Here is a 21,295-nt window from a genome sequence, read left to right on the forward strand (position 1 = left end):
TGAAAAATACCATTATTTGTATTACGTGAAATTTTAACGCTACTTATGAACGAACAGCCACTTCTCTAACGAGTGGATTCTGTACCTGTACGTAAATTGCTTGTTCTAAAGGGTTACTTAACTCGTCGACATCGAAAAATCTCGTTAATAAATTTGCTTTACATGCCAACTTATCCTCTTCTAACAATTCTCTTAAAAAGGTAGAAGGTTCACGATTATAAGGAAGGAATGATTCAAGTACAGATCGTAATTCCGAGAGAAGAATTTCCTCTTTAATTAATCCAACTGTACCAAATCCGTTAATGAGTCCAAACATATGGTTGAAAATTAAGTAGTAACGCAATCTTTCATCTACAATATAGTCGTCATATAAATTCCCAGTACGTTCTCCAATACCAGCTAACTCATTATTAAGCATCTCTTTCATTGAATTACAGAAATAAAACCCTTGATTATCACGGAAATAATATTTTACTGGGTAACCATCCTTTAGCTGAACAACGCTATTTTGCTGATGCGCTTCTAATGCAACACCATAACGTAAGTACATCCATACCATTGGCTTTAAAGAAATATTCATATATCGTCTAAACCAATCTAAACTTACTTCTTCACAGCTTCTACCTTCTAAATCTGCTAGTCGATGAATAATATTCGATAAACGAGTACGTTCCCCAGGTATAGTATCTTGAACTAATCCAGCAATTAAAGTAGCGTCATTTGCATGCTCACCATAAAAAGGGTTCTCTCGTATAATTACTTCAAATCCAGATTCTTTTGCCCCGTAATTTAATGTAATAAATGCTGGATCACAAATAAAATCAAAACCTGGAAACTTATCTAACACTTCACCAATTGCTGTATTTAGCATTTCCTTTCCTTCAAGACCACTCTCTAGTTCCTTCAATTTATTAATACGCATTGAATTTGTTACTTTTACTGGAAATGAAAACTTAAGCATATATTTTGATTGGGGATGATATAACGTCCTAAGTGATGATGTTGCCATATAATACTTACCGACAGGACCGATATATTCAAGTACTCCTTGCTCTATCCAATCCTGTACGTATGATTGGTGTAATAGCCATTCTGCCTGAAGCGGATGAATTGGAAGTAATGAATATTCATCTTCATTACAATACTTCGATATAAATTCTTTACAAACCATCTCATCATTACATAGCTCTTCTTTTAGAATTACTGTTGTAGAATCTAATAATAATGATTTTTCCTTTACTATACTTTTATGTGCCCTAAAATAATGAAGCTGACATTCTCCTTTTAATTCTGGAGAATACATTGCACTTTTCCATTCCAAAATACCTTGTCTACTCTTTGGGGTTGGATGCGTTAAATGTCCAAATAATAAAGATTGCTCTGCCTCTATAAAAGTTGTATGGAAACCGTATAATGCAGATGTATCTTCTATTCTCTCCTTTGTAAATTCTTCAATATTTTGACAACTACAAATAACTCGAAGCATAAGTTCAGCAGGGTTTGTACCATCTCCATAGTTCATAGACATTTCTTTTATTAAAAACGTAATAACAGTAACGTAATCTGCTTTTATAACATTCTTATTTTCTCCCATTTGATAGTAAAATTGTTCTCCAAACAAATGACGATCTGTCGGTGATTTATATATAACCTCTCCGTACAAAGTAATGTTTTGTGCCAATAGCCGACAACATAAATATGTGGGGACTGTATCTCTATTCAACGTATTACTGAAGATACTTTCCATTCTTTCATCCTCTGTAATCCATTCTCCACTCCCTGTTTCTCTTAAATAACAGTTTAAAAAGCTTTGTAATGTTGCATGTTCTGCGATTTGTTTCGCATGCTGCATGTTGGTCCTCCTCTTTATATTAAAGCTATCGAAATTTTATATAATAACCGATAATTGAATGTCGTTATCAATTATGATTCTAATTGATAATGATATTCAATTCAATAGTATATTTCAGAATTTTTTTATCTGATTTAATTTTTCTTTTTTTCTCTCTTTTCTTTAATCTAGTTAAAAATACACTAAAAAAATTCTTGCTTTCAAACTAATTACCTACTATTTTTATAAATCCATCAAAAAATGGAGAAAGGTATACCTTATTTGGTATACCTTTCTCCACTTTTTATTTACATAATATTATTATTTATACTAAGCTATATAACTGTCTGTATAACAAATTCAACTCTCTCCAGCAATAAGCTGTCTCTTCTACCTGTACTCTCTCTAAAAATTTTGTATCAATTTTTTCAGGATTAAATTTTTCATAAAACTTTTTAGAAGGATTATTCGTAACAACCCAAACTAAAAGTGATTGCATATCATTGTTTATACATTCCGATAATAAAGCTTGAAATAACTGTTGTCCTATTTTCATTCCTTGATACGACTGTAAAAGGTAGATCGCATATAATTCCCCATCACAATTATATGCACCGCTTCTTTCAACTCCCCCGTCAATGAATCCGATTATTATACCATCTAACGTCTCTGCTACAAATCTATATTGGGATTTATCTTCTTGTTGAAAAATGTTTTCCCATTGTTTTTCTCGTTGCTCATATGTTATATTTTCTAAAAATTCGTCAGCAAATATCCCTTTATACGTTGTTTTCCAGCTATCAACATGTACCTTTGCTATACCTGGTATATCATCTTTTATCGCCCTTCTAATATGGATTCCCATCATTTCTCCCCCTCGTTACTCATCATTATATCAATTCATTCCCTTAAAAATCCAAATAAAAAAAGAGTGCATTCACCTCACTCTTTTTTTCACAATTATCTACTTTCCACTTCAACTGAAACAACACGATCAATCTCTTTTAGTGAACTATATAACTCCGTCGTATACAAATTTTCCGGAGCTAAAATAACCATCTCCAGTTGCTGAAATGCTCCATTATCAATATCTTTAATTTTTACGCGTTTCACATGCATACCTAAATTTTTAATTTGCTTAAATATACCATCTAACTCATGATGCTCTTTTACTGTAATTTTTATAGATAAATCCTTTTGTCTTAATGAATACGGACCTGCAATTTTCACAAGTTGCGGAAGTACGTTAATCGCTAAAATAATTAAAATCATAGCAACCGTCGCTTGTAAATAAAAGCCCGCCCCAATTGCTATACCTAAAGCTGAAGCTGCCCACACCATAGAAGCTGTCGTTAATCCAGAAATAACGTCATTACTTCTTCGTAAAATAACACCTGCCCCAAGAAAACCAATCCCGCTCACAATTTGAGCAGCTAGACGCATTGGATCCATATTTGTATGCCCTGGAACAGAATATACATGTACTGATTCAATTGAAACCATCGTAATTAAACAACTTGCTACAGAAATAACCATACTTGTTTTCACACCAAGTGGTTTATTCTTTAGCTGCCTATCTATCCCGATGAATAATCCTAAAAAGAGTGCTAAACCTAATTTGAGTAAAAATTCATATGACATATTTCCATTCTCCTTACTTTACAATGTTTCCCTTAGAATAATTCACTATAACTCTTTTATGATATCAATTCCAGTCTTTTCTATTCATTTAACGTAAAAAACCGAAAAAACATTTATGACGATGTTTCTCCGGCTTTTTATTACGGTTAAGATTCTTCTTTATTTCTGACCTTTAATCTTAATCTCTGCATCTTTGTAGAATGCTAATTTACTGTCATTATACTCTTTTGTAAAATTGTTAAATTGCTCTTTTGATTTTTGTGTTTCCACAGTTAATTCATTAACAGCTTTAACTTTTTCACCAATCTCTTTTAATTTCGTTTCTTTTACTTTTAATTTTTCATACAGTTCTTTTTCAGTCGCTAACGCCTTCGTATAATTTTCATTCATCTTTTGGAATGCATCATAACGGTTTTTATACGACTCTTCTACTGCTTTCGCTTGTTTTTGTAACTTCTTATCTTCAAGTTTCTCTATATTTCCCTGAACAGATTTCGTTTCTTTATGAGCTTTTTCTAGCATTTCTTTCTCATTTTTCAATACTTTTTCACGGTCATCTACATTTGCAGTAGCTTGTTCTATTTTCTTCATAACAGCGTCATTATGATCTTTACCTTCTTGTAAAATTTGAGAATATAGTTCTTGACCTTCCTTCTCTAACTTCTCTAACTTCTTCGCTTCATCAACTAATGATTTTTCTTGTGTCGCCGCTGTTTCAAAAGCTGTATATAGACTTTCTTCTGGTTTTTCACCGAAACAACCTGTTAATAGTCCTACTGATAGTGCTCCGACTACTGCTACTTTTCCATACTTCAACGTTCATTCCTCCATTACATACGGTTATCATGCCAGAAATTCACTGGGAAGTGACTCTCTTCATGATAAGCTTCAAACTCATAACCCTTTTCTTTTAACCCTTTTAAAATTGCTGGCACAGCAGCAACTGATTGTGGGTGAATGTCGTGCATTAAAATGACTTCTTGTGGTTTTGTTGCATTTGTTAATACATTTTGAGCAATTTGTGCTGCAGCTGCATCAACTTGCATTTTGTTATATTTCCAATCTAAGGAATCAATTGTCCAATCCCATACTTTAAAACCGCCCTCTACCACTTTATTTCGAAGTCCTTCATTTAATCCAGGCATCGAACCGTATGGTGGACGTGTTAATTTAGGTGATTTTCCAATAATATTTGCGATTAAGCTTTGATCTTCTTTCATCTCATTTACATACTCACCATTTTTATATAGCTTTGCAAAATTATGTGTCATACTATGCATACCTACATAATGACCCTCTGCATTTTCACGTTTCACTAAATCCGGAAATTCTTTTACATTCGCTCCAATTAAAAAGAACGTCGCCTTCGCATCATGCTGTTTTAACATATTTAACAATTCAGCCGTATATTTCCCTGGGCCATCATCAAATGTAAGATAAGCAACTTTTCTTTCTTTTCCATTAAAACGACTTGGTGCCGTTTTATTCATTTCTACTTTCGGTTGTTCACTTGCAAGCTGTACTACGTTTTCTTGCTTTGCAACAGCCTTTGCTGGTGAAGTAATGGATTGAAACATGAAATACCCAATAGCTACTGCTGCAATCGCTATTAAAACGACTACTACTCGTTTAATTTTAAAAGCTTTTTCCATTCTATCGAATTCCTCTCCCTATTAATCTTATATATAAATCACCCAATATAATTATACATCTATTTATTTTATTACACTATATAAACAGACTTTATATGTATTATAATGGGAGTTTTATCAAAATGGTTGTACCTATTCCTTCTTTACTTATAATACCAAGTGTACCTCCATGAAGCTCTACCATTTTTTTAACGATAGCTAAACCAAGACCCGCACCTGTAATGTGGTTATTAATCTGGTAAAATGACTGTTCTATATATGGTAAATGCTCTTTAGCAATTCCAATCCCTTCGTCTTTCACCTTTATCACTGCTTGTCCTTCATTTTTGGTCGCTTCAATATATACTGTACCATTTTTATGTGAATATTTAATTGCATTTTGAACAATATTCAAGAAAATTTGCTTTAGCCTATTTCGATCTCCTATCAATTCAATTCGTTCTATAGTTTTAATAAATTGCATTTGCTTCTCTTCAGCGTTAGGAGTTAATTGCCAAATCGTCTCCTCTAGTATATCGTATAATTGCACCTTTTGTTTATATAAATTAAAATGATTTGATTGTAATCTTGAAAAATCTAGCAATTCTTCTACTAAGTGAATCAATCGGTCTGTCTCACCTGAAATAATTCCCATGCCTTGCTTTATCTCTTCTTCCGTTAAATGATCTACCGTTTTTAACGTCTCACTCCAACCTTTAATGCCTGTTAAAGGCGTTCGTATTTCATGAGAAATAGAAGCAATAAATTCATTTTTCATCTGTTCCGCTTTTTCTATTTTATCAGACATATGATTTAAACTGTGTGCTAACTCCCCTAATTCACCAGGATAATCCTCTTTAATTTTCTCCTTTAATATGCCTTCTGCAATTTGTGAAGAAGCATGAATAATAGATTCGATAGGTTTCACAAACGAATTTGCTAATCGTCTACTGATTAAGAATACAATTCCTGAAATAACAATACCTACAGAAATAGTAAACATAATAATTTCAATAATCTTAGCATTTACATGCGTTAATACAGTCGTATATTTTAAAACACCTATAGTTTGCCCTTGATGGATAAGTGGACTAATCACTTCCAATTGTTTCACATTGTCTTTCGTAGTAGTGACTTGATGATACATTTCTCCTTCTAGTAACGAATACGGAATAACTACTTTATCTTCTATCTTTTGTCCACTTGAAGATTGTATAACCGAACCATGCCGATCAATTAATTGCAATTCCGTTCCTTCTAATTCAAAACTACTAATGATGTCACCACTATATTCTTGCAAACGAATAAAGTATAACGAATTGTATTCAGAGAAAAATCGTGTACTCGTCTTCGCATGAGATTCTATATATTGTACAATGCCATTGTAATAATATCGATAAATAGAAACTGAAAATACTACTTCAAATAATACAAGCATAAGTATAATGACCGTCATAAAATATAAAGTCACTTTTCTTTTCATCTTATACTTTCCTTCCACACATATCCTTTTCCCCACACAGTAAGAATAAATTCAGGTTCTGATGGATTACATTCTATCTTTTGACGTAACCGCCTCATATTTACATCTACTACTTTTGTCTCACCTACATAATTCGTTCCCCAAATCATATTTAAAATCTCATCACGTGAAACCGGCTTTGAAGCCTGATTCATTAAATACTGTAATATCATATACTCTGTAGGGGTTAAATCAACTAATTTTCCACTTTTATATAATCTTTCTTCTATTATATTTAACGAAAACGGGCCAGATGTGATAGTATGTGCTTTTTCATCATGTACTTCTATTCTTCTTAATAACGATTGTATACGTGCAGTTAATTCCACTGGACTAAACGGCTTTGCTATATAATCATCTGCACCAATTCCTAGTCCTTGCACCTTATCTTCATTTTGTACGCGTGCGGTTAACATAATAATACCTATTTTTTTATTTTCTTCCCGAATTGCTTTACAAACTTGAAAACCATCAATGCCCGGTAACATTACGTCAAGCAGTGCTACATCTACAGAATGTTCACGTAAAATCTGTAACGCCTCTTCTCCAGTACTAGCTTCTAACACATAAAATCCAGCACGTTTCAAATTTAAGACGATAAAACTACGAATAGGCATTTCATCTTCTAAAACTAAAATTGTTGGCATCATTTCCACCTCCCTACTCTTGTTGATAATCCGCTAGCGGCTTTACATATTTTTTCACTTTTTCAAATTGCGGTTGTTTCGGTACAGCGTATACGTGAGAAGCTGTTTTAACTGCTGCATCGTATCCTTTTATTTTGAACCATTCTTTTCGCTTAAATATATGAACTTCAAGCCATAGTTCATTTGTACTTGTCTCCAAAAACTTTTGAGAATTTAATTCCTTTTGCTCATCTGGTATCGTAATTTTTCCTATTAACTCTTTAGGAATTTTCACATAATACCCTTTTTCTATATCGATATATCTTTCTTCAATTGGTTTAATTCCAGATTCACTCCACTGTATGTAACGTTCAAAAAGCAAACTATCACCATGTGGTTTATCCTCCCAACCTTTTGGACGTACAGTACGAACAAATTCAATAATGCCGTCTTCATTAACATCTTTACTTTCTACAACATATTCATTGAACAAATCTTCTTTCCCATCTATAGGTAATACCTCATAATGATCCTCATCAAATTTTGCTACATACGTTATACCTGAATGAGCCCCAGTTCCCGCATCAATTACAATCGCCTTTAATGACTTAGAAATACGTCCCATTTGTATTCTTTGAATGCTATTTATAAATGGATCGAATGACACTTCAGATAAAGTCTTAAATTGTTCAATGAACTCAACTGTCAACTTCTCATCTTTTTCGTACGTAACAAGACTTAAATCTTTCAATCCATTTTTATTTAGATCCTCTATGAATAACTTCGTATAATTTCGATTATATATTTCCTTCATATCGTCATTTTCTTCTGAAAAAACATACATAACATGTTCTAACGATTCACGATCTAGAGAGATTCCTATTAACAACTCTCGCTTCCCGTTCCCTGTAAAATCACCGACTTCAACGATATCTACATCTCCACCATCAAATCTATGTGTGGACTTTTCTTTCCAACTATTCAAGTTTTTTTCGTATACAGCTAAATATACGCTGTGATCTTCATTCGGCAATTTATAAAATATGATGGCTTCTTTCTTATTATCTTGTTTAAAATCCATTGACCAAATCATCTGTTTATCTTTATTAGACATTGGAGTAAGCAATCGATAATTAACAGGCAAATCTTTATCAATTTGCTCTTTTAGTTCATTAATCCATTTTTCATTGGCAGGAGCTTCCATTAAATTTGTTGGAGCTTCAGACATTTTACATCCAGTCAACATAAAAATGATTCCCATAATGCCTATCCATTTCTGCATATGATATCTTTCCTTATTACAGATTTTAATTATTTCTTTTTACTTTTTGCTTCTCCAATATTCTCATACATATGAGTATAATTTTTCTAAAATAAAAAATCGTTACAGAAAAGTTACAAATCCATTCCGGTCAACTATCCCCACTGAGATGAAACGTTTCAGTGGGGGCTTGAGTTAGAACGCTAGGTCTTTTCGTCTATCGCTAGACAGTTGACGCTCTAGCATTCATGCCACCTTACGGTAACACCCCAAGTATGTTTTTGGTTGGTACTGGCAACAAACTATTGTTTTCCCATTTGCACCACCCTTTCGAAAAAGAGCAATTCTTCCTTATGGAAGAAGCCACCACTCAGATGAATCCGGCGTGTGCTACAAGCCCCGACAAGTGGAGTACACATGGATGGTTGACGCACCCACTAAGCTATGCGCGAAGCAACAGCCTTACGTTTTTGCACTTCTAATAGAATCGGCGTTTTTACTTTAAGATTTTCATCCAATTGTACCACTCTTGATTTTTGCAATGTATTCAACGCACCATTAATATCAGCGTGGATACATGTTCCTGCTTTACTTTGGTACAGACCACGAGTGATTCGTTTGCCACTAAAGCGATAATGCGCCCTATCTTCCTTAGACCAAACTGGAACCGGATCTTTGTCTAGGAAACTGGCTTTTGAAGTATAGCTTTCTTCTTGTTTCAAAAATCGGATGCCTTCTTTTACACATTTATTCTCAATTGCTGCAAGCAGTTTATGAAATGGGATTTGAACAAATGTTTGATTATTCTTTTTTCCCATATCAGATTTTTGTTTCCAACGAGCGTTATATCCTACGACAACCGTATCTATACCCAATGCTTTCACTTTTTTGAACAACAGACCTACAGTTTGTGAAATGTAACCGTTTATTTGCCTTTCCCGTTTATGCCAAAGTGCAGCCATTTTATTCGTTACAATACGTTTTGAAATTCCATTGTCCACATTTTTCTGTTGTAGATTACGTATCATTTTGTTGAAGTAATGGTTAATGGATTTTAATTTTTTTCCATCAATTAAGAATGTATCACCTGTATTTGTCACGCAACTTACTAATCTGTCTACACCTAAATCGCAACTCAAAGCGTTACTCGTAGTCGTGGATTGTTTCTTCATTTGAGAAACGTGCATTTCATATGTGTAATGCACCTCAAAGAACCGACCTTTTTGCTTCGGTACAATCTCAATGTAGGAGATTTTTTTATTTCTTACATTTTTAGGCATACGTATTTTAATGGAACCGAATTTTTTTCTGAATGCAACATTCATCGGAATTATCCAATACCCGTTATTATCCACTTTTGGAACTTGATAGATTTCAATAATTCGTTTGTCAGTTGAACGAGAATAATTCGGAAACTTAGGACGTCCTGTGAACTTCTCAGGATTTCCCTTCCACTTTTCCAACGCTTTAAAAAAGCTCTTTACTTCTGCATATAAGGCTCTACGAATTGCTTGAACAGAGTTTGATTGCATGCCCCAGTAATTCATATCGGCTTGCATAGCAGTGTCCACTTCTTTTACAGTAGCCGTTTTATTATTATTCAAATAACTTTGTTTAATCGTGTACAACCCAACATTTCGCAATGCTTTTGAACTATGTGACATGCGTTGCAGTAAGCGGAATTCTTTTGCAGTCAGGCAAGCTCGTCCGATATTTTGTTTCTGCGTGAAACGTTGCATAGTTTCTCTTTTCTTTTGTTTACGTAATACTTTCACTGCTTTCTTTCTAGCCATTGTTTTCACCACCTTTCTTAGAGAGTTCATTAAAATTATTTTTCACTCAAGTAACCAAATGATGATTATTATCCAATTTCGTTGTCTTACAATATATACCCTCCTTATATACGACAGATTATATCGTAAGACAAAAGAAACAAACATTCGCCCTGAAAAATTGTTATGAACGAAACAAAAGAGTTCAACCTACCTTTTGACGGCAATTCATCTCCACCTGAATTGTTGGGTTTCACCCGTAACACAAATCAGATGGAGTCTTCTTTCCAAAAGGGATAAAAAAAGATTGGCAAAGGCCAATCTTTTTTTTATTATTCATTTCGAACTGGTTTTGGTGTTACACCTAAATGCTCATTTAATTTTTTTGAAATATCTTTTACATTTTTTTCGTTTGGAATGTAATAATAAATACCTCCGATACGTTTATCCGTACCTTCTATTTGCATTTTTTCCATTTCTAAATTAGATCCTGCCATATTTTTTGTAATCGCAAGCATATCATCGAAAGTTAAGTTCGTTTTCATATTTTTATCAACCGCATCAAGTAAAGAACCCATTTTGCTAATTGATTGGACAGACATCGCTTTTTTTGCAATTGCTTCTATTACAAGTTGTTGTCTTTGTCCACGCATTGCGTCACTATCAATTTTACGCGTTCTTGCAAGTGCAAGTGCTTGTTCTCCATTTAAATGTTGGAAGCCTTTTTCTAAATGGATCATACCAGCTTGGTCTTTACTATCTTGTTCTGTGAAAGTAACTGGTACATCAATATCAATACCACCAAGTGAATCGACAATTTGTACGAATGATTCAAAGTTAAACTTCACATAATAATCAACAGGAACATTTAAGAACCTTTCCACCGTATCTCGTGTACTTTCAACACCACCAAATACGTGTGCATGTGTAATTTTATCTAATTTCTTTCTAGATGGAATATAAACACGTGAATCACGCGGAATACTTACTAATTTAACTGATTTATCATCTTTATTAATTGTTGCTAATAAAAGTGCATCTGTTCGAACTGCTTCACCATATTGACTTTTTCGCATTTCACTACCGTCTACACCCATAATTAAAATAGAGATGTTATCTTTTAAAGGTTCAACTTCTTTATCACGCTTCGATGACTTATCAATTTGTGCATATGCATCACTTACCACTGCTTTTGCTTTATTATATATTAACGACCCATATCCTACTCCTCCAAAAACAAGTAAGAAAAATGGAATTATAATGAACCATTTTATTGATTTTCTTTTAGAACGTTTTTTACTACTTCTCGTATTTTGTTCTAATTCAGAGCTCATATCCATTCGCCTCTCTTTCACTTTCCCTAGTATAATGTATGTCTAGTAATCTTCATATTGAATTTCCTTTCAATTACCTTACAATTTTGTAAGGTTACTTCATAAATCCAACATATATCCCATTTCACATTATACTCTCGTGCTTATTTTTGGCAAGTCACTATTTTCCAACTTCAAATATTTAACACTTCGCAATATCTGAAATTAAAGATTTATAAATTCATTCATTTCGAATCGTTCGATTTCCACCTAAAAAAATCAGCAAGAATAAAGAGCAAAATTAGTAATGCAATAATAAATTTCATATTATTATTTCTCAAGCGGTGTATACATTGTTTTCTTCCCATCATTATAAATGAAAGCGGATTTTGCTTTTAGTTTCGTCTTATCTATTTCTATCTCTTCATTTGAGAAATTCACAATAATTTTAATATCTTTTCCATATGAAGCAGATTGGACTAATTTATCTTCTGACAAATATGCAAAGTTCGTCATTTCTTCTTTTACTGCCTTTGCATGAACTTCATTCCAAACTTTCAGATGCTGTGTAATTTCTTGTTTATGCTTATTCCATTCTACTTCATCTAAATGGTACAACGGAGGAACGTTATACAACAATTCGTATAACATACGGTTTCCAACCTCATCTTTTACTTTCAAACTTCCCCATTCCCAGTGGTGCGTTGTAATTACAGCATCATTGTATACTAATTTATATAATGGTACTGAATATACAGGATTTAAATATACTTGTTTATACTCTTCTTTTAACGGTACTTGTTTCGCATATTTTTCTGGAACATTTTGATTCGGCGACCAATATCCACCCACATAATACGGACTGGTTTTGTTTTTCCTCATATCTTCATCGTCCCATTTAATAACTGGCGTTTCAATGCCGTGAGCAAATGCAATCGTGCTACTTGCAAAATCATTTCCTCCTTCAGAACCAACTACCATACCTTTTTCTTGCGCAATATAATCCATTCGTTGTAACCTTGCTTTTAAATCTTGTTCTTGTGTCGTTATATGTTTGGCCGAATAGTCATCATAAATTTCACCTGTTGCATCACAATCAATAAACCATGAATTGTATTTAGGTCCATTTTGTAATATATCGTTCATTCGTTCTTTTACACTAGGAAGAGATAAAATTGGATTTAATTTTCGCCCTCTACCTAAAAACCCTTGCACCTTTTCTCCATTTTTCTTCGTCACAGTTGCCTCTTCATATAACGATGGATCAGTAAAAGAAGCTGTATTCCAATTTTTATCAGCTTTTTCGTGAATAGAATGGTAAGAATCATACGGACCAACTAAATATCCCATTTTCTTAGCTTCTGTCACGAAATCAGGCTGCATATACCCTTGCTCCCAGTTCGGCAATCCAATCCATGCATTGTCTATTCCTGCCGCTTTCATTTCCTTTATAATATCCGTTCCATCTGCCTTACCCCATTTACTTACTTCTTCAACCGCATCACCGAGCACTGACTTTAATACATGCTTATTTAAGTTATATAACTCCATCTTTGATAAATGATCTACACCTTTGTTTAATAACTCACTAGCCTTCTGATCAACTTTCGGGAAAATATCTTCTTTATACAACTCCTTCATTGATAATACTTCATTTACATAACGCAAAATAACATTTTTTTGGTACTTATCAATGAAATCTTGTTTACTTACTTGATCAAATACAATCAGTTCTCCAGACTCCGAACTATTCTTTTGAATAAGCTCTTTTATATGACTAAACACAGGACTATTTATTTGCTCTCTTATCTTCGGCCAATTTACATTACTTTCTGATAAGCCATTTTGATTCCAAAAATAAAAATGAGCTGCGCCGTAAAGCTTTTCTATCTCTTTATTTTTTCTAGCCTTTTCTTGTAATGTTTTAAATTCACCTTTTCGAGCGATATTGTCTTTATATAGTTTAGCAATACTTACTACATCATTATTTGTCACATATACTTGAAATCCATATGTTTTATTTTTATTTATACGCGGGAATTCATGTATAAACTCAAATCCTATTTTCGGATCCGAATGAAATTTCAATTCATTATTAAATATATTGTTCGCAATATATACAATCGAATATTTCGAACCATTTAACGCGAAAAATTTCATAGAAAATGATTCAGCAAATGAATATGCATCATCCTTTAAAAACTTCTTCCAATTTTCATCATTACTCGGAATTTGCTTCCCTTCCCATAACGGAAGTGTATAATTTTCAGCTTGTACTTTCGGCCACGTAAAGCTTTCTGCACCAGTCGATTCCACTTCAATATTTAAGTGATCTTTTTTCTTCTCTAGATTCACTTTTACTTTTTGATCTGGATATTCCCAAGATGTACGATCCTTATCTTTTTTTACATTCGACACCTTCATTTTCGGCAAGGGCTGTGACGCCAGTTCCTTTACGCCATCATGTTCTACAGTTAACGTGAAAGTCTCTGGATTTACATCGTAAGTGAACTCTTTATACGTCGCTTTCTTTATTTTAGACTCTTGTACAGCATTGCTACCTTTTACATCACACCCGACTAAAGTCGAAAATGACATCGTTGTAAGAAGACATATTGCTATCATTTTTTTCATCTTCTGCACCTCCACCACTGAATATACAGGGGCTTTGTTACAGGAATGTGGCAAAAAAATAAAGCCAGCATAACGCTAGCTCTATTTTGAGTCTTAAAAATAAGTGTATATGGACTACTATAACCTGCTTAAAATATATGTAGTACAATATCGTGTTTTTTCATCCTCACTACTTATAAAAGCAAATAATTCAAAACTTTTACATGCATTTCTTAACTAAAAAAATAAGTGTATATAATATATCCTAAAACTAGCACTAAAATTACTAGCGCTGTACCTCTCCAATTCATACCACCCGCCATATCAACTGGACTACCTGTTTCAGCTCTGTTGAGTCCATCTTTTAAAGAACCGGTAGGATTATTTTTCAATTCACTTTGCCTTATGCGTTCTCTTTTTTCTTCTGGTGACTCTTTCTTCATACAATCACCTCCAAAATTAATACACGCTTTACTAAATTATACATTATTACTCTTCTTTTATATGCCAACTGAAAAGATATTTACAACGTAAAGAAAGCTAGCGATGCTAGCTTTCTTTATAATCCAATATGTTCTTTCTTATTTACAGTAATCCCTCTATGATCAATTTCTAGCTCACACACTTTCATAGACGTAAATACTCTCGCTAATTGCTTAGCAATTTCTTGACGTTTATCATATGGCGTTAGTATAAAAATAGATGGGCCTGCACCGCTAAGCGCTGTACCGTATGCTCCAAACTCTTTTGCACATTTACGAATAGATGGTAATAACGGTACAAGTTCTAAACGATACGGCTCGTGAAAATGATCTCTTTCCATCATTTCACCTACAACTTTCCACTTCTTTTGACAAAATGCAGCTACTAATACATTACTTATCGCACTAGCCTTAACTGCTTCATGAAACGGAAACATATCTGGTAATACAGATCGGCTTTCATCTGTATTTAGCTCTTCATTTGGGATAAGAGAAATTACCCCTAATTCCTTACTTTCAATTCTTACAACCGAAACATTCTTTCCATCAAGTGCCCCGATTACAGTTCCCCCTAGAATGGAAGCAGCAACATTGTCTGGATGTCCTTCAAAATTTGTAGCAATTTGAACCTTTTGATCAGCTGTTAAGTTCAAATTACCAAGTTGATTCGCAAGCTCTATCCCTGCTACAATTGCTGAAGCACTACTTCCTAGCCCTCTTGTTAGTGGGATATTACTAGTAACTTCTATTATATAAGGTGATAAAGAAGGACTTACTTTACATGCCGTGCTAACGATTAAATTTTTATCGTCTGTCGGAATCGACTCTTCAAAGGAATGGATTACTTGCCATTTATCAGCTTTCTCTTTTACTACTACATTTAAATACAATGACAAAGCTATTCCTACTGAATCAAATCCAGGTCCAACATTCGCTGTACTAGCAGGAACACGAATACTTAATGGTATCACGACATAATCACCCCTTTAATATGCTCTTTAATTTGTTCTATATTATTTGAAACACTTGCAATGTCTAATGTATTAGAAGAGATTGCGATATCAGGATCTTTCAAGCCGTTTCCAGTTAAAACTGCAACAACTGTTTCTCCTTTTTTGATTTTTCCAGATTGAACATGTTTAATTACGCCTGCTAATGAAGCATTTGATCCTGGCTCAGCGAAAACCCCTTCAGTTTTTGCTAATAATCTATACGCATGTAATATTTCTTCATCTGATACCATATCTATTTCACCGTGAGACTGTTCGGCAGCCTCTACCGCATACGACCAACTTGCTGGGTTACCGATGCGAATCGCTGTTGCAATTGTTTCAGGTTCTTCAATGATATGTCCTTTTACGATTGCTGCTGCTCCTTCCGCTTCAAATCCGTGAATTCTTGGCTTCTTATAGCCTTTTTCTTTCTCATATTCACAGAAACCTTTCCAGTATGCTGTAATATTTCCAGCATTCCCAACAGGAATCGCTAAAACATCTGGTGCACTTTGTAACTGGTCACAAATTTCAAACGCTGCTGTTTTTTGCCCTTCAATTCGGTAAGGATTTACTGAATTAACTAATGTAATTGGCTCTTCCGCAGCAATATTTCTTACAGCCTTAAGTGCATCATCAAAATTCCCTTCTATTGAAATGATTTCAGCACCATAGGCGACTGCTTGAGCTAATTTTCCATGTGCAATTTTCCCTTCTGGGATTACGATAATACATTTCATTCCGAGGCGTGCCGCATATGCTGCGGCCGATGCTGATGTATTACCTGTAGATGCACAAATAATTGCCTCCGAACCTTCTTCTTTCGCCTTTGCAACTGCCATTACCATACCACGGTCTTTAAAAGAACCTGTTGGATTCGCTCCTTCGTACTTACCGTATAACTGAATCCCTAATTGTTTTGATATATTTAATAACGGAATAAGAGGTGTGTTTCCTTCCATTAAGCTCACATCAGGTGTGTTTTCATTTACCGGTAAATAAGAAGCATATTGTTTTAATAGTCCTTTATACATATTGTTTTTCCTCCTCAATAATGTAATAACTGTTTATTTCACTCGCGACATCTTCTATCGCTCCTAATACTCGTTCAAATTGATATTTTGAAGTTTGATGTGTCACAACAACGACTTCTGCAAGTTCACGATTTAAAGGTAATTGAATAACTTCTTTTAAACTTACAGAATAATTAACGAAACATTCTGTTATTTTTTGCAACATCCCAGGTTCATCTCGTAATGAAATACGTAAGAAATACTTCGAAACGACTTCTTCATCCCCTTGTAACTCGTATGGCTCTGGTTCTTTTAACACACTTTTATTTTTCTGAACTTGATTCATATTTTTAACGATTGAAATAATATCACTTACTACAGCAGAACCAGTCGGCAATTTCCCAGCTCCAGGTCCGTAAAACATTACTTCTCCTACTGCTTGACCATGAACATATACTGCATTAAATTCATTATTGACATTCGATAATGGATGATGATTTGGTAAAAGAGTCGGTTCTACACTTAAATGAATGGCTGATCCTTGTTTCTCTGCTTTCCCAATTAATTTCATAGTAAACCCTAACTTTTCAGCCATTTGTAAATCTTCTTTTTCGACCTTTCGAATCCCTCTTACTTGCACATCATCTAAAGAAACATTCATTGAAAAACCTAAGTTTGCAAGAATAGCTACCTTTCTCGCTGCATCTAGTCCATCTACATCCGCTGTTGGATCCGATTCTGCAAAACCTAATTTTTGCGCTTCCTGTAAAGCCTCTTCATACGACCAGCCATTTTGACTCATCTTTGTTAACATATAATTTGTTGTACCATTTACAATTCCCATTATTTTTTCAATTTGATCTGAAGCTAATCCGTCTGTTAATCCTCTTAACACCGGAATACCGCCCGCTACACTTGCTTCATAACATAAATCACAATCATTATCGTTCGCCAGTTGAAGAAGCTCTGCACCGTATACAGCCATTAAATCTTTATTTGCTGTTACGACATGTTTCTTATTTCGTAAAGCCTTAACAATATGCTGTTTTGCCTCTTCAATTCCGCCCATTACCTCTACTACAATATCAATATTTGAATCATTTAGAACTTCATCGACATGACTTGTTACTACGATTCCATCAATGCAAACATCACGTTCTTTTTCTAAGTCACGTACAACGACTGTCTTTACCTTCACTTCATACCCTGTATCAAGTGCAATTTTTTTATAATGCTCTTTCAAAATATGGACAACACCACTTCCGACCGTACCTAAACCTAACACTCCAACATTAATAACATTATTCATTTTCTAATCTCCTCCTAAAAGTTTAATTGTTACACCTATAAATCACCTTACTCTGCTTTTGGGTCATGCAGGTGGTGGTTATTTCCGTACGTACGAATCGTTTCATGTTACAGCACCTCCTTTCAAAGTAATAAAAAAACACACTCATCCCTAGGAAAGGGACGAATGTGTTTTCGTGGTTCCACCCTTGTTCCAATCTAGACGTATTCCCTCCTAGATTGCTCAAGTTCAGATAACGGCTGATACCGTCAATAATTACTAGATTACTCGTTCACTATTGAAGTTCAAAGGTGGTAAAATCATTTCTCGTGTTAGGAAGCTCACACCCTTGGCTTCCCTCTCTGTAAACCGTAAAAATGATTTCTTGTCCTTATCGTTACTTTTTCGTTCATGTTTATTTGTTAACTCATTATACTCGCATAAAAAACAAAATCAATACTATTTTTAAATTATTTTAAATTTTCAATCCTTAATTCCATAAAAAAACACACTCATCCCTAGGAAAGGGACGAATGTGTTTTCGTGGTTCCACCCTTGTTCCAATCTAGACTGATTTCCCACTAGATTGCTCAAGTTCAGATAACGGCTGATACCGTCAATAATTACTAGATTGCTCGTTCACTATTGAAGTTCAAAGGTGGTAAAATCATTTCTCGTGTTAGGAAGCTCACACCCTTGGCTTCCCTCTCTGTAAACCGTAAAAATGATTCCGTGTCCTTATCGTTACTTTTTCGTTCATGTCTATTTGTTAACTTATTATAGTTACCAACTTTTTAAAAAGCAAGCCTATTTTTACTAACTATTTTCAAAATCATTTTTTATTATATTTCACAATAACATTTTGCAATTGCCACTCGATTTACCTATTTTGTTATTTTTCTAGTTTATAAATCAACGGTTCATATATAAATATACCATTCTAAAACGCGTAGATATTCATCTCCCAAAACTATATTAACAAAGTTTTTTAATACAATCTTTTCGTATAACTTTCTTCTAAAGAACGTGCAACATCTTCTTCTGAAGCATTCACTTTTGCATGCTCCAGCAACATTTTTGCTGCTGAAGGTAACTCCTTTTTATTTAGCCATGACTCTGAATCCCACATTTTTGAACGAATAAAAGCTTTCGCGCAATGAATATAGCATTCCTCTATTTCAACAACAATTCCAAGTAACGGATTGCGTCCATTTGCCTGCATTTCTTGCAAAATTTCTTCCTCGTTTGTAATGAATGCTCGGCCGTTTATTCGGAGTGTCTCCCCAAGACCAGGGATCAAAAAGAGTAACCCTACGTGCGGATTTGAAATAATATTCAAAATGGAATCTATACGACGGTTGCCTGGTCTTTCTGGAATGATAATTTTATTATTATTTAATACGTATACAAATCCAGGTGCGTCTCCTCTCGGCGAAGCATCACACTCTCCTAATTTATTTGCAGTAGATAATACTAGAAAAGGAGATTTAGACAAAAAATCTACGCAATGGTGGTCTAGTGATGAAATAACTTTCTTTAACGCTCGCTCACTTGGTTGCCCCAATATTTCCCGTAATTCTTCCTCTGTTGAAATAATCGACTTTATTTCCTTACTCTCTATCCCCACGTATAATCACTCCTTTTTCTTTATTTTCCCAAAATTCAATACAAATATTGTATAATAAAATTTGCAGAAAGGGGAATTAAAATGACAGAGTGGTTAACAATATTTGATACTGAAAAAAATATACTTGGGAAGAAATTACGTGATGAAGTACATCGTGACGGTGATTGGCACGAAACATTTCATTGCTGGTTTGTAGAAAAAGATGCTGAAGATATGTTTTTATATTTCCAATTACGCTCTAAAAATAAAAAAGAAGCTCCGAATATATGGGATATTACCTCAGCTGGACATATTATGCATGATGAAGAAGTAGACATGGGCGGTCTTCGTGAAATTGAAGAAGAATTAGGGCTTTCCTTTCAAACTACTGATTTAGCATACAAAGGAATATTTAAAATAGATTATGAAATTTCAAACCTTACTGATCGTGAATTTTGTCATATGTATTTTCATAAAGTAATACAACCACTACCATTTGCACCAGGTGAAGAAGTAGACGATGTGATGAAAATACATGCAACTTCTTTTTTACAACTATTAAAAAGAGAGATTTCATCTTTAACGGCTATTTCTGTTTTAAACAATAAACCGATAATGATAACTTTTGAAGATATTTACCCTTATGACCTTCAATATTACGAATTTGTTGTTGAACAAGGAAAAGAATTGCTAAAAGATAATAGTTTATAAAAAACGGACACCCGGCTTAAATAAGATGGGTGTCCTATTCTTTATCCTGCTATTTGCTTGGCGATGGCTAATAATCAGTGGATGATTGACAAAACCCGACTGATTTACATTTCACTTTATTTTCTCTCTTTCGATGTTTGGAACATACTTGGTAGCGTTACAAAGCGTGCCCCTTTCGTTTTTAACTGCGGAATAATTTTGTCTAGCGCCTCTACAGATCCTTGCAAATGCCCGCCTGGAGTGGAATGCTGCAGTATGACACTACCTGGAAATGAATTCCCTAACACATTATTTGTAATCGTTTCAGCGCTTACTCCTTTCCAATCAACAGTATCAACACTCCACTGTACAATCATAAAATTTTGCTCTGTCGCCCACTTCAATTGATTTTCAAGTATTTCACCGTACGGCGGACGTATAAACTTCGGTGCATAACCAGCTAAACGATTTAATATTTCTTCTGTTTTTATAATTTGATTACGATACTCAGCATCATTTACTTTCGCTAAATTTGGATGGCTGTACGTATGATTACCAATTACATGCCCTTCATTCGCAATACGCTTTACTACATTCGGAAACTTTTCTGCATTTTCACCAAGCAAGAAGAATGTAGCTTTCACATTATGTTGTTTTAACTTATCTAAAATTTTTGGAGTAAATACTAAATCTGGTCCATCATCAAATGTAAGAGCTACTTCTGCTTTATTGTATGGTCCTGAAAATGCATACGCATATTTTTCGACCCATGAAAATGGTGTCCATGACCCTCGATCCTCTTCTTTCATTTGGGCTTCATAATTTTGAGGAACATGTAATGCGTATGGCATCGCATTTACATAGTCTCCATAATAAAATGAATGATATGGCATATAAGCATACGAAACATCTCGTTCTAGTCCCCATTGATATGGAGCAAACATTTCTGGCGAATAAAAATAATACATGATAAAAACCTCCCTAAAATTTCATATGTGATTCATCTGCACTTTG

18 protein-coding genes and 2 other annotated features are annotated in these 21,295 nt (G+C 34.1%); of the genes, 1 reads left to right on the forward strand and 17 read right to left on the reverse strand.

The genetic code is table 11. From position 1 onward, the window contains the following. Positions 1–43: 43 nt before the first annotated feature. From ACXY7N_RS03090 to ACXY7N_RS03165, 16 genes are all read right to left on the reverse strand, one after another. Entirely contained in the window at positions 44–1,852 is a 1,809-nt protein-coding gene (locus ACXY7N_RS03090; protein WP_016088279.1) for an IucA/IucC family protein, read from the reverse strand. Positions 1,853–2,156: 304 nt separating this feature from the next. Continuing rightward, positions 2,157–2,696 carry a GNAT family N-acetyltransferase gene (locus ACXY7N_RS03095; protein WP_016088280.1) on the reverse strand — a complete coding sequence of 180 codons (540 nt, stop codon included), beginning with the start codon at positions 2,694–2,696 and terminating at the stop codon, positions 2,157–2,159. Between the two features lie 95 nt (positions 2,697–2,791). Continuing rightward, positions 2,792–3,472, reverse strand: a complete 681-nt coding sequence (locus tag ACXY7N_RS03100; protein WP_016088281.1) for an MgtC/SapB family protein — start codon at positions 3,470–3,472, stop codon at positions 2,792–2,794. A gap of 159 nt (positions 3,473–3,631) precedes the next feature. Continuing rightward, positions 3,632–4,288, reverse strand: coding sequence for a YkyA family protein (locus tag ACXY7N_RS03105; RefSeq protein ID WP_016088282.1), 657 nt, complete (start codon positions 4,286–4,288; stop codon positions 3,632–3,634). 14 nt (positions 4,289–4,302) lie between these two features. Then, on the reverse strand, positions 4,303–5,124 hold the full coding sequence (locus ACXY7N_RS03110; protein WP_016088283.1) for a peptidoglycan-N-acetylglucosamine deacetylase: 822 nt from the start codon (positions 5,122–5,124) through the stop codon (positions 4,303–4,305). A gap of 100 nt (positions 5,125–5,224) precedes the next feature. Beyond that, the gene (locus ACXY7N_RS03115) at positions 5,225–6,586 is read right to left on the reverse strand and encodes a sensor histidine kinase (RefSeq protein WP_016088284.1); all 1,362 of its coding nucleotides are present in this window, start codon (positions 6,584–6,586) and stop codon (positions 5,225–5,227) included. Further along, entirely contained in the window at positions 6,583–7,272 is a 690-nt protein-coding gene (locus ACXY7N_RS03120) for a response regulator transcription factor (protein ID WP_033659669.1), read from the reverse strand. Before ACXY7N_RS03120 ends, ACXY7N_RS03115 begins: the two co-directional genes overlap by 4 nt. Positions 7,273–7,285: 13 nt before the next feature. After that, positions 7,286–8,533 (reverse strand): hypothetical protein, encoded by a 1,248-nt coding sequence (locus tag ACXY7N_RS03125; protein ID WP_016088286.1) that lies wholly within the window; start codon positions 8,531–8,533, stop codon positions 7,286–7,288. Positions 8,534–8,949: 416 nt separating this feature from the next. Next, positions 8,950–10,305 carry an RNA-guided endonuclease TnpB family protein gene (locus ACXY7N_RS03130; RefSeq protein WP_016088287.1) on the reverse strand — a complete coding sequence of 452 codons (1,356 nt, stop codon included), beginning with the start codon at positions 10,303–10,305 and terminating at the stop codon, positions 8,950–8,952. Positions 10,306–10,616: 311 nt separating this feature from the next. Then, a complete protein-coding gene (locus tag ACXY7N_RS03135; RefSeq protein WP_016088288.1) occupies positions 10,617–11,618 on the reverse strand; it encodes an LCP family protein in 1,002 nt (333 codons plus the stop codon). Positions 11,619–11,927: 309 nt separating this feature from the next. Further along, on the reverse strand, positions 11,928–14,231 hold the full coding sequence (locus tag ACXY7N_RS03140) for a glycoside hydrolase (protein WP_016088289.1): 2,304 nt from the start codon (positions 14,229–14,231) through the stop codon (positions 11,928–11,930). Positions 14,232–14,443: 212 nt separating this feature from the next. Further along, entirely contained in the window at positions 14,444–14,653 is a 210-nt protein-coding gene (locus ACXY7N_RS03145; RefSeq protein ID WP_016088290.1) for a DUF6366 family protein, read from the reverse strand. Between the two features lie 116 nt (positions 14,654–14,769). Further along, positions 14,770–15,663 (reverse strand): homoserine kinase, encoded by an 894-nt coding sequence (gene thrB, locus ACXY7N_RS03150; RefSeq protein WP_016088291.1) that lies wholly within the window; start codon positions 15,661–15,663, stop codon positions 14,770–14,772. Next, positions 15,660–16,718, reverse strand: a complete 1,059-nt coding sequence (gene thrC / locus ACXY7N_RS03155; protein WP_016088292.1) for a threonine synthase — start codon at positions 16,716–16,718, stop codon at positions 15,660–15,662. Before thrC ends, thrB begins: the two co-directional genes overlap by 4 nt. Further along, positions 16,711–18,006: a homoserine dehydrogenase gene (locus tag ACXY7N_RS03160; RefSeq protein ID WP_016088293.1), complete on the reverse strand. Its 1,296-nt coding sequence runs from the start codon at positions 18,004–18,006 to the stop codon at positions 16,711–16,713. The genes thrC and ACXY7N_RS03160 overlap by 8 nt, the downstream gene beginning before the upstream one ends. Before the next feature lie 154 nt (positions 18,007–18,160). Then, positions 18,161–18,392, reverse strand: a binding site (T-box leader). Positions 18,393–18,507: 115 nt separating this feature from the next. After that, positions 18,508–18,739 (reverse strand) — a binding site (T-box leader). Positions 18,740–18,973: 234 nt separating this feature from the next. After that, the gene (locus tag ACXY7N_RS03165; RefSeq protein ID WP_016088294.1) at positions 18,974–19,612 is read right to left on the reverse strand and encodes a pyridoxamine 5'-phosphate oxidase family protein; all 639 of its coding nucleotides are present in this window, start codon (positions 19,610–19,612) and stop codon (positions 18,974–18,976) included. Between the two features lie 81 nt (positions 19,613–19,693). Here ACXY7N_RS03165 and ACXY7N_RS03170 point away from each other — a divergent pair, with 81 nt between their 5' ends. Continuing rightward, positions 19,694–20,302 (forward strand): NUDIX hydrolase, encoded by a 609-nt coding sequence (locus ACXY7N_RS03170; RefSeq protein WP_016088295.1) that lies wholly within the window; start codon positions 19,694–19,696, stop codon positions 20,300–20,302. A 116-nt stretch (positions 20,303–20,418) separates the two neighbouring features. Here ACXY7N_RS03170 and ACXY7N_RS03175 read toward each other — a convergent pair whose 3' ends face one another. After that, positions 20,419–21,249, reverse strand: coding sequence for a peptidoglycan-N-acetylglucosamine deacetylase (locus ACXY7N_RS03175; protein WP_016088296.1), 831 nt, complete (start codon positions 21,247–21,249; stop codon positions 20,419–20,421). Between the last annotated feature and the right edge of the window lie 46 nt (positions 21,250–21,295).

The organism is Bacillus sp. 5w2 (assembly GCF_054353775.1).

Excerpts from the sequence above, each read along its gene's own strand:
- ACXY7N_RS03090 (WP_016088279.1), bottom strand. The coding sequence starts at position 1,852 with ATGCAGCATGCGAAACAAATCGCAGAACATGCAACATTACAAAGCTTT.
- ACXY7N_RS03095 (WP_016088280.1), bottom strand. The coding sequence starts at position 2,696 with ATGGGAATCCATATTAGAAGGGCGATAAAAGATGATATACCAGGTATA.
- ACXY7N_RS03100 (WP_016088281.1), bottom strand. The coding sequence starts at position 3,472 with ATGTCATATGAATTTTTACTCAAATTAGGTTTAGCACTCTTTTTAGGA.
- ACXY7N_RS03110 (WP_016088283.1), bottom strand. The coding sequence starts at position 5,124 with ATGGAAAAAGCTTTTAAAATTAAACGAGTAGTAGTCGTTTTAATAGCG.
- ACXY7N_RS03115 (WP_016088284.1), bottom strand. The coding sequence starts at position 6,586 with ATGAAAAGAAAAGTGACTTTATATTTTATGACGGTCATTATACTTATG.
- ACXY7N_RS03120 (WP_033659669.1), bottom strand. The coding sequence starts at position 7,272 with ATGCCAACAATTTTAGTTTTAGAAGATGAAATGCCTATTCGTAGTTTT.
- ACXY7N_RS03125 (WP_016088286.1), bottom strand. The coding sequence starts at position 8,533 with ATGCAGAAATGGATAGGCATTATGGGAATCATTTTTATGTTGACTGGA.
- ACXY7N_RS03130 (WP_016088287.1), bottom strand. The coding sequence starts at position 10,305 with ATGGCTAGAAAGAAAGCAGTGAAAGTATTACGTAAACAAAAGAAAAGA.
- ACXY7N_RS03135 (WP_016088288.1), bottom strand. The coding sequence starts at position 11,618 with ATGAGCTCTGAATTAGAACAAAATACGAGAAGTAGTAAAAAACGTTCT.
- ACXY7N_RS03140 (WP_016088289.1), bottom strand. The coding sequence starts at position 14,231 with ATGAAAAAAATGATAGCAATATGTCTTCTTACAACGATGTCATTTTCG.
- ACXY7N_RS03145 (WP_016088290.1), bottom strand. The coding sequence starts at position 14,653 with ATGAAGAAAGAGTCACCAGAAGAAAAAAGAGAACGCATAAGGCAAAGT.
- thrC (WP_016088292.1), bottom strand. The coding sequence starts at position 16,718 with ATGTATAAAGGACTATTAAAACAATATGCTTCTTATTTACCGGTAAAT.
- ACXY7N_RS03160 (WP_016088293.1), bottom strand. The coding sequence starts at position 18,006 with ATGAATAATGTTATTAATGTTGGAGTGTTAGGTTTAGGTACGGTCGGA.
- ACXY7N_RS03170 (WP_016088295.1), top strand. The coding sequence starts at position 19,694 with ATGACAGAGTGGTTAACAATATTTGATACTGAAAAAAATATACTTGGG.
- ACXY7N_RS03175 (WP_016088296.1), bottom strand. The coding sequence starts at position 21,249 with ATGTATTATTTTTATTCGCCAGAAATGTTTGCTCCATATCAATGGGGA.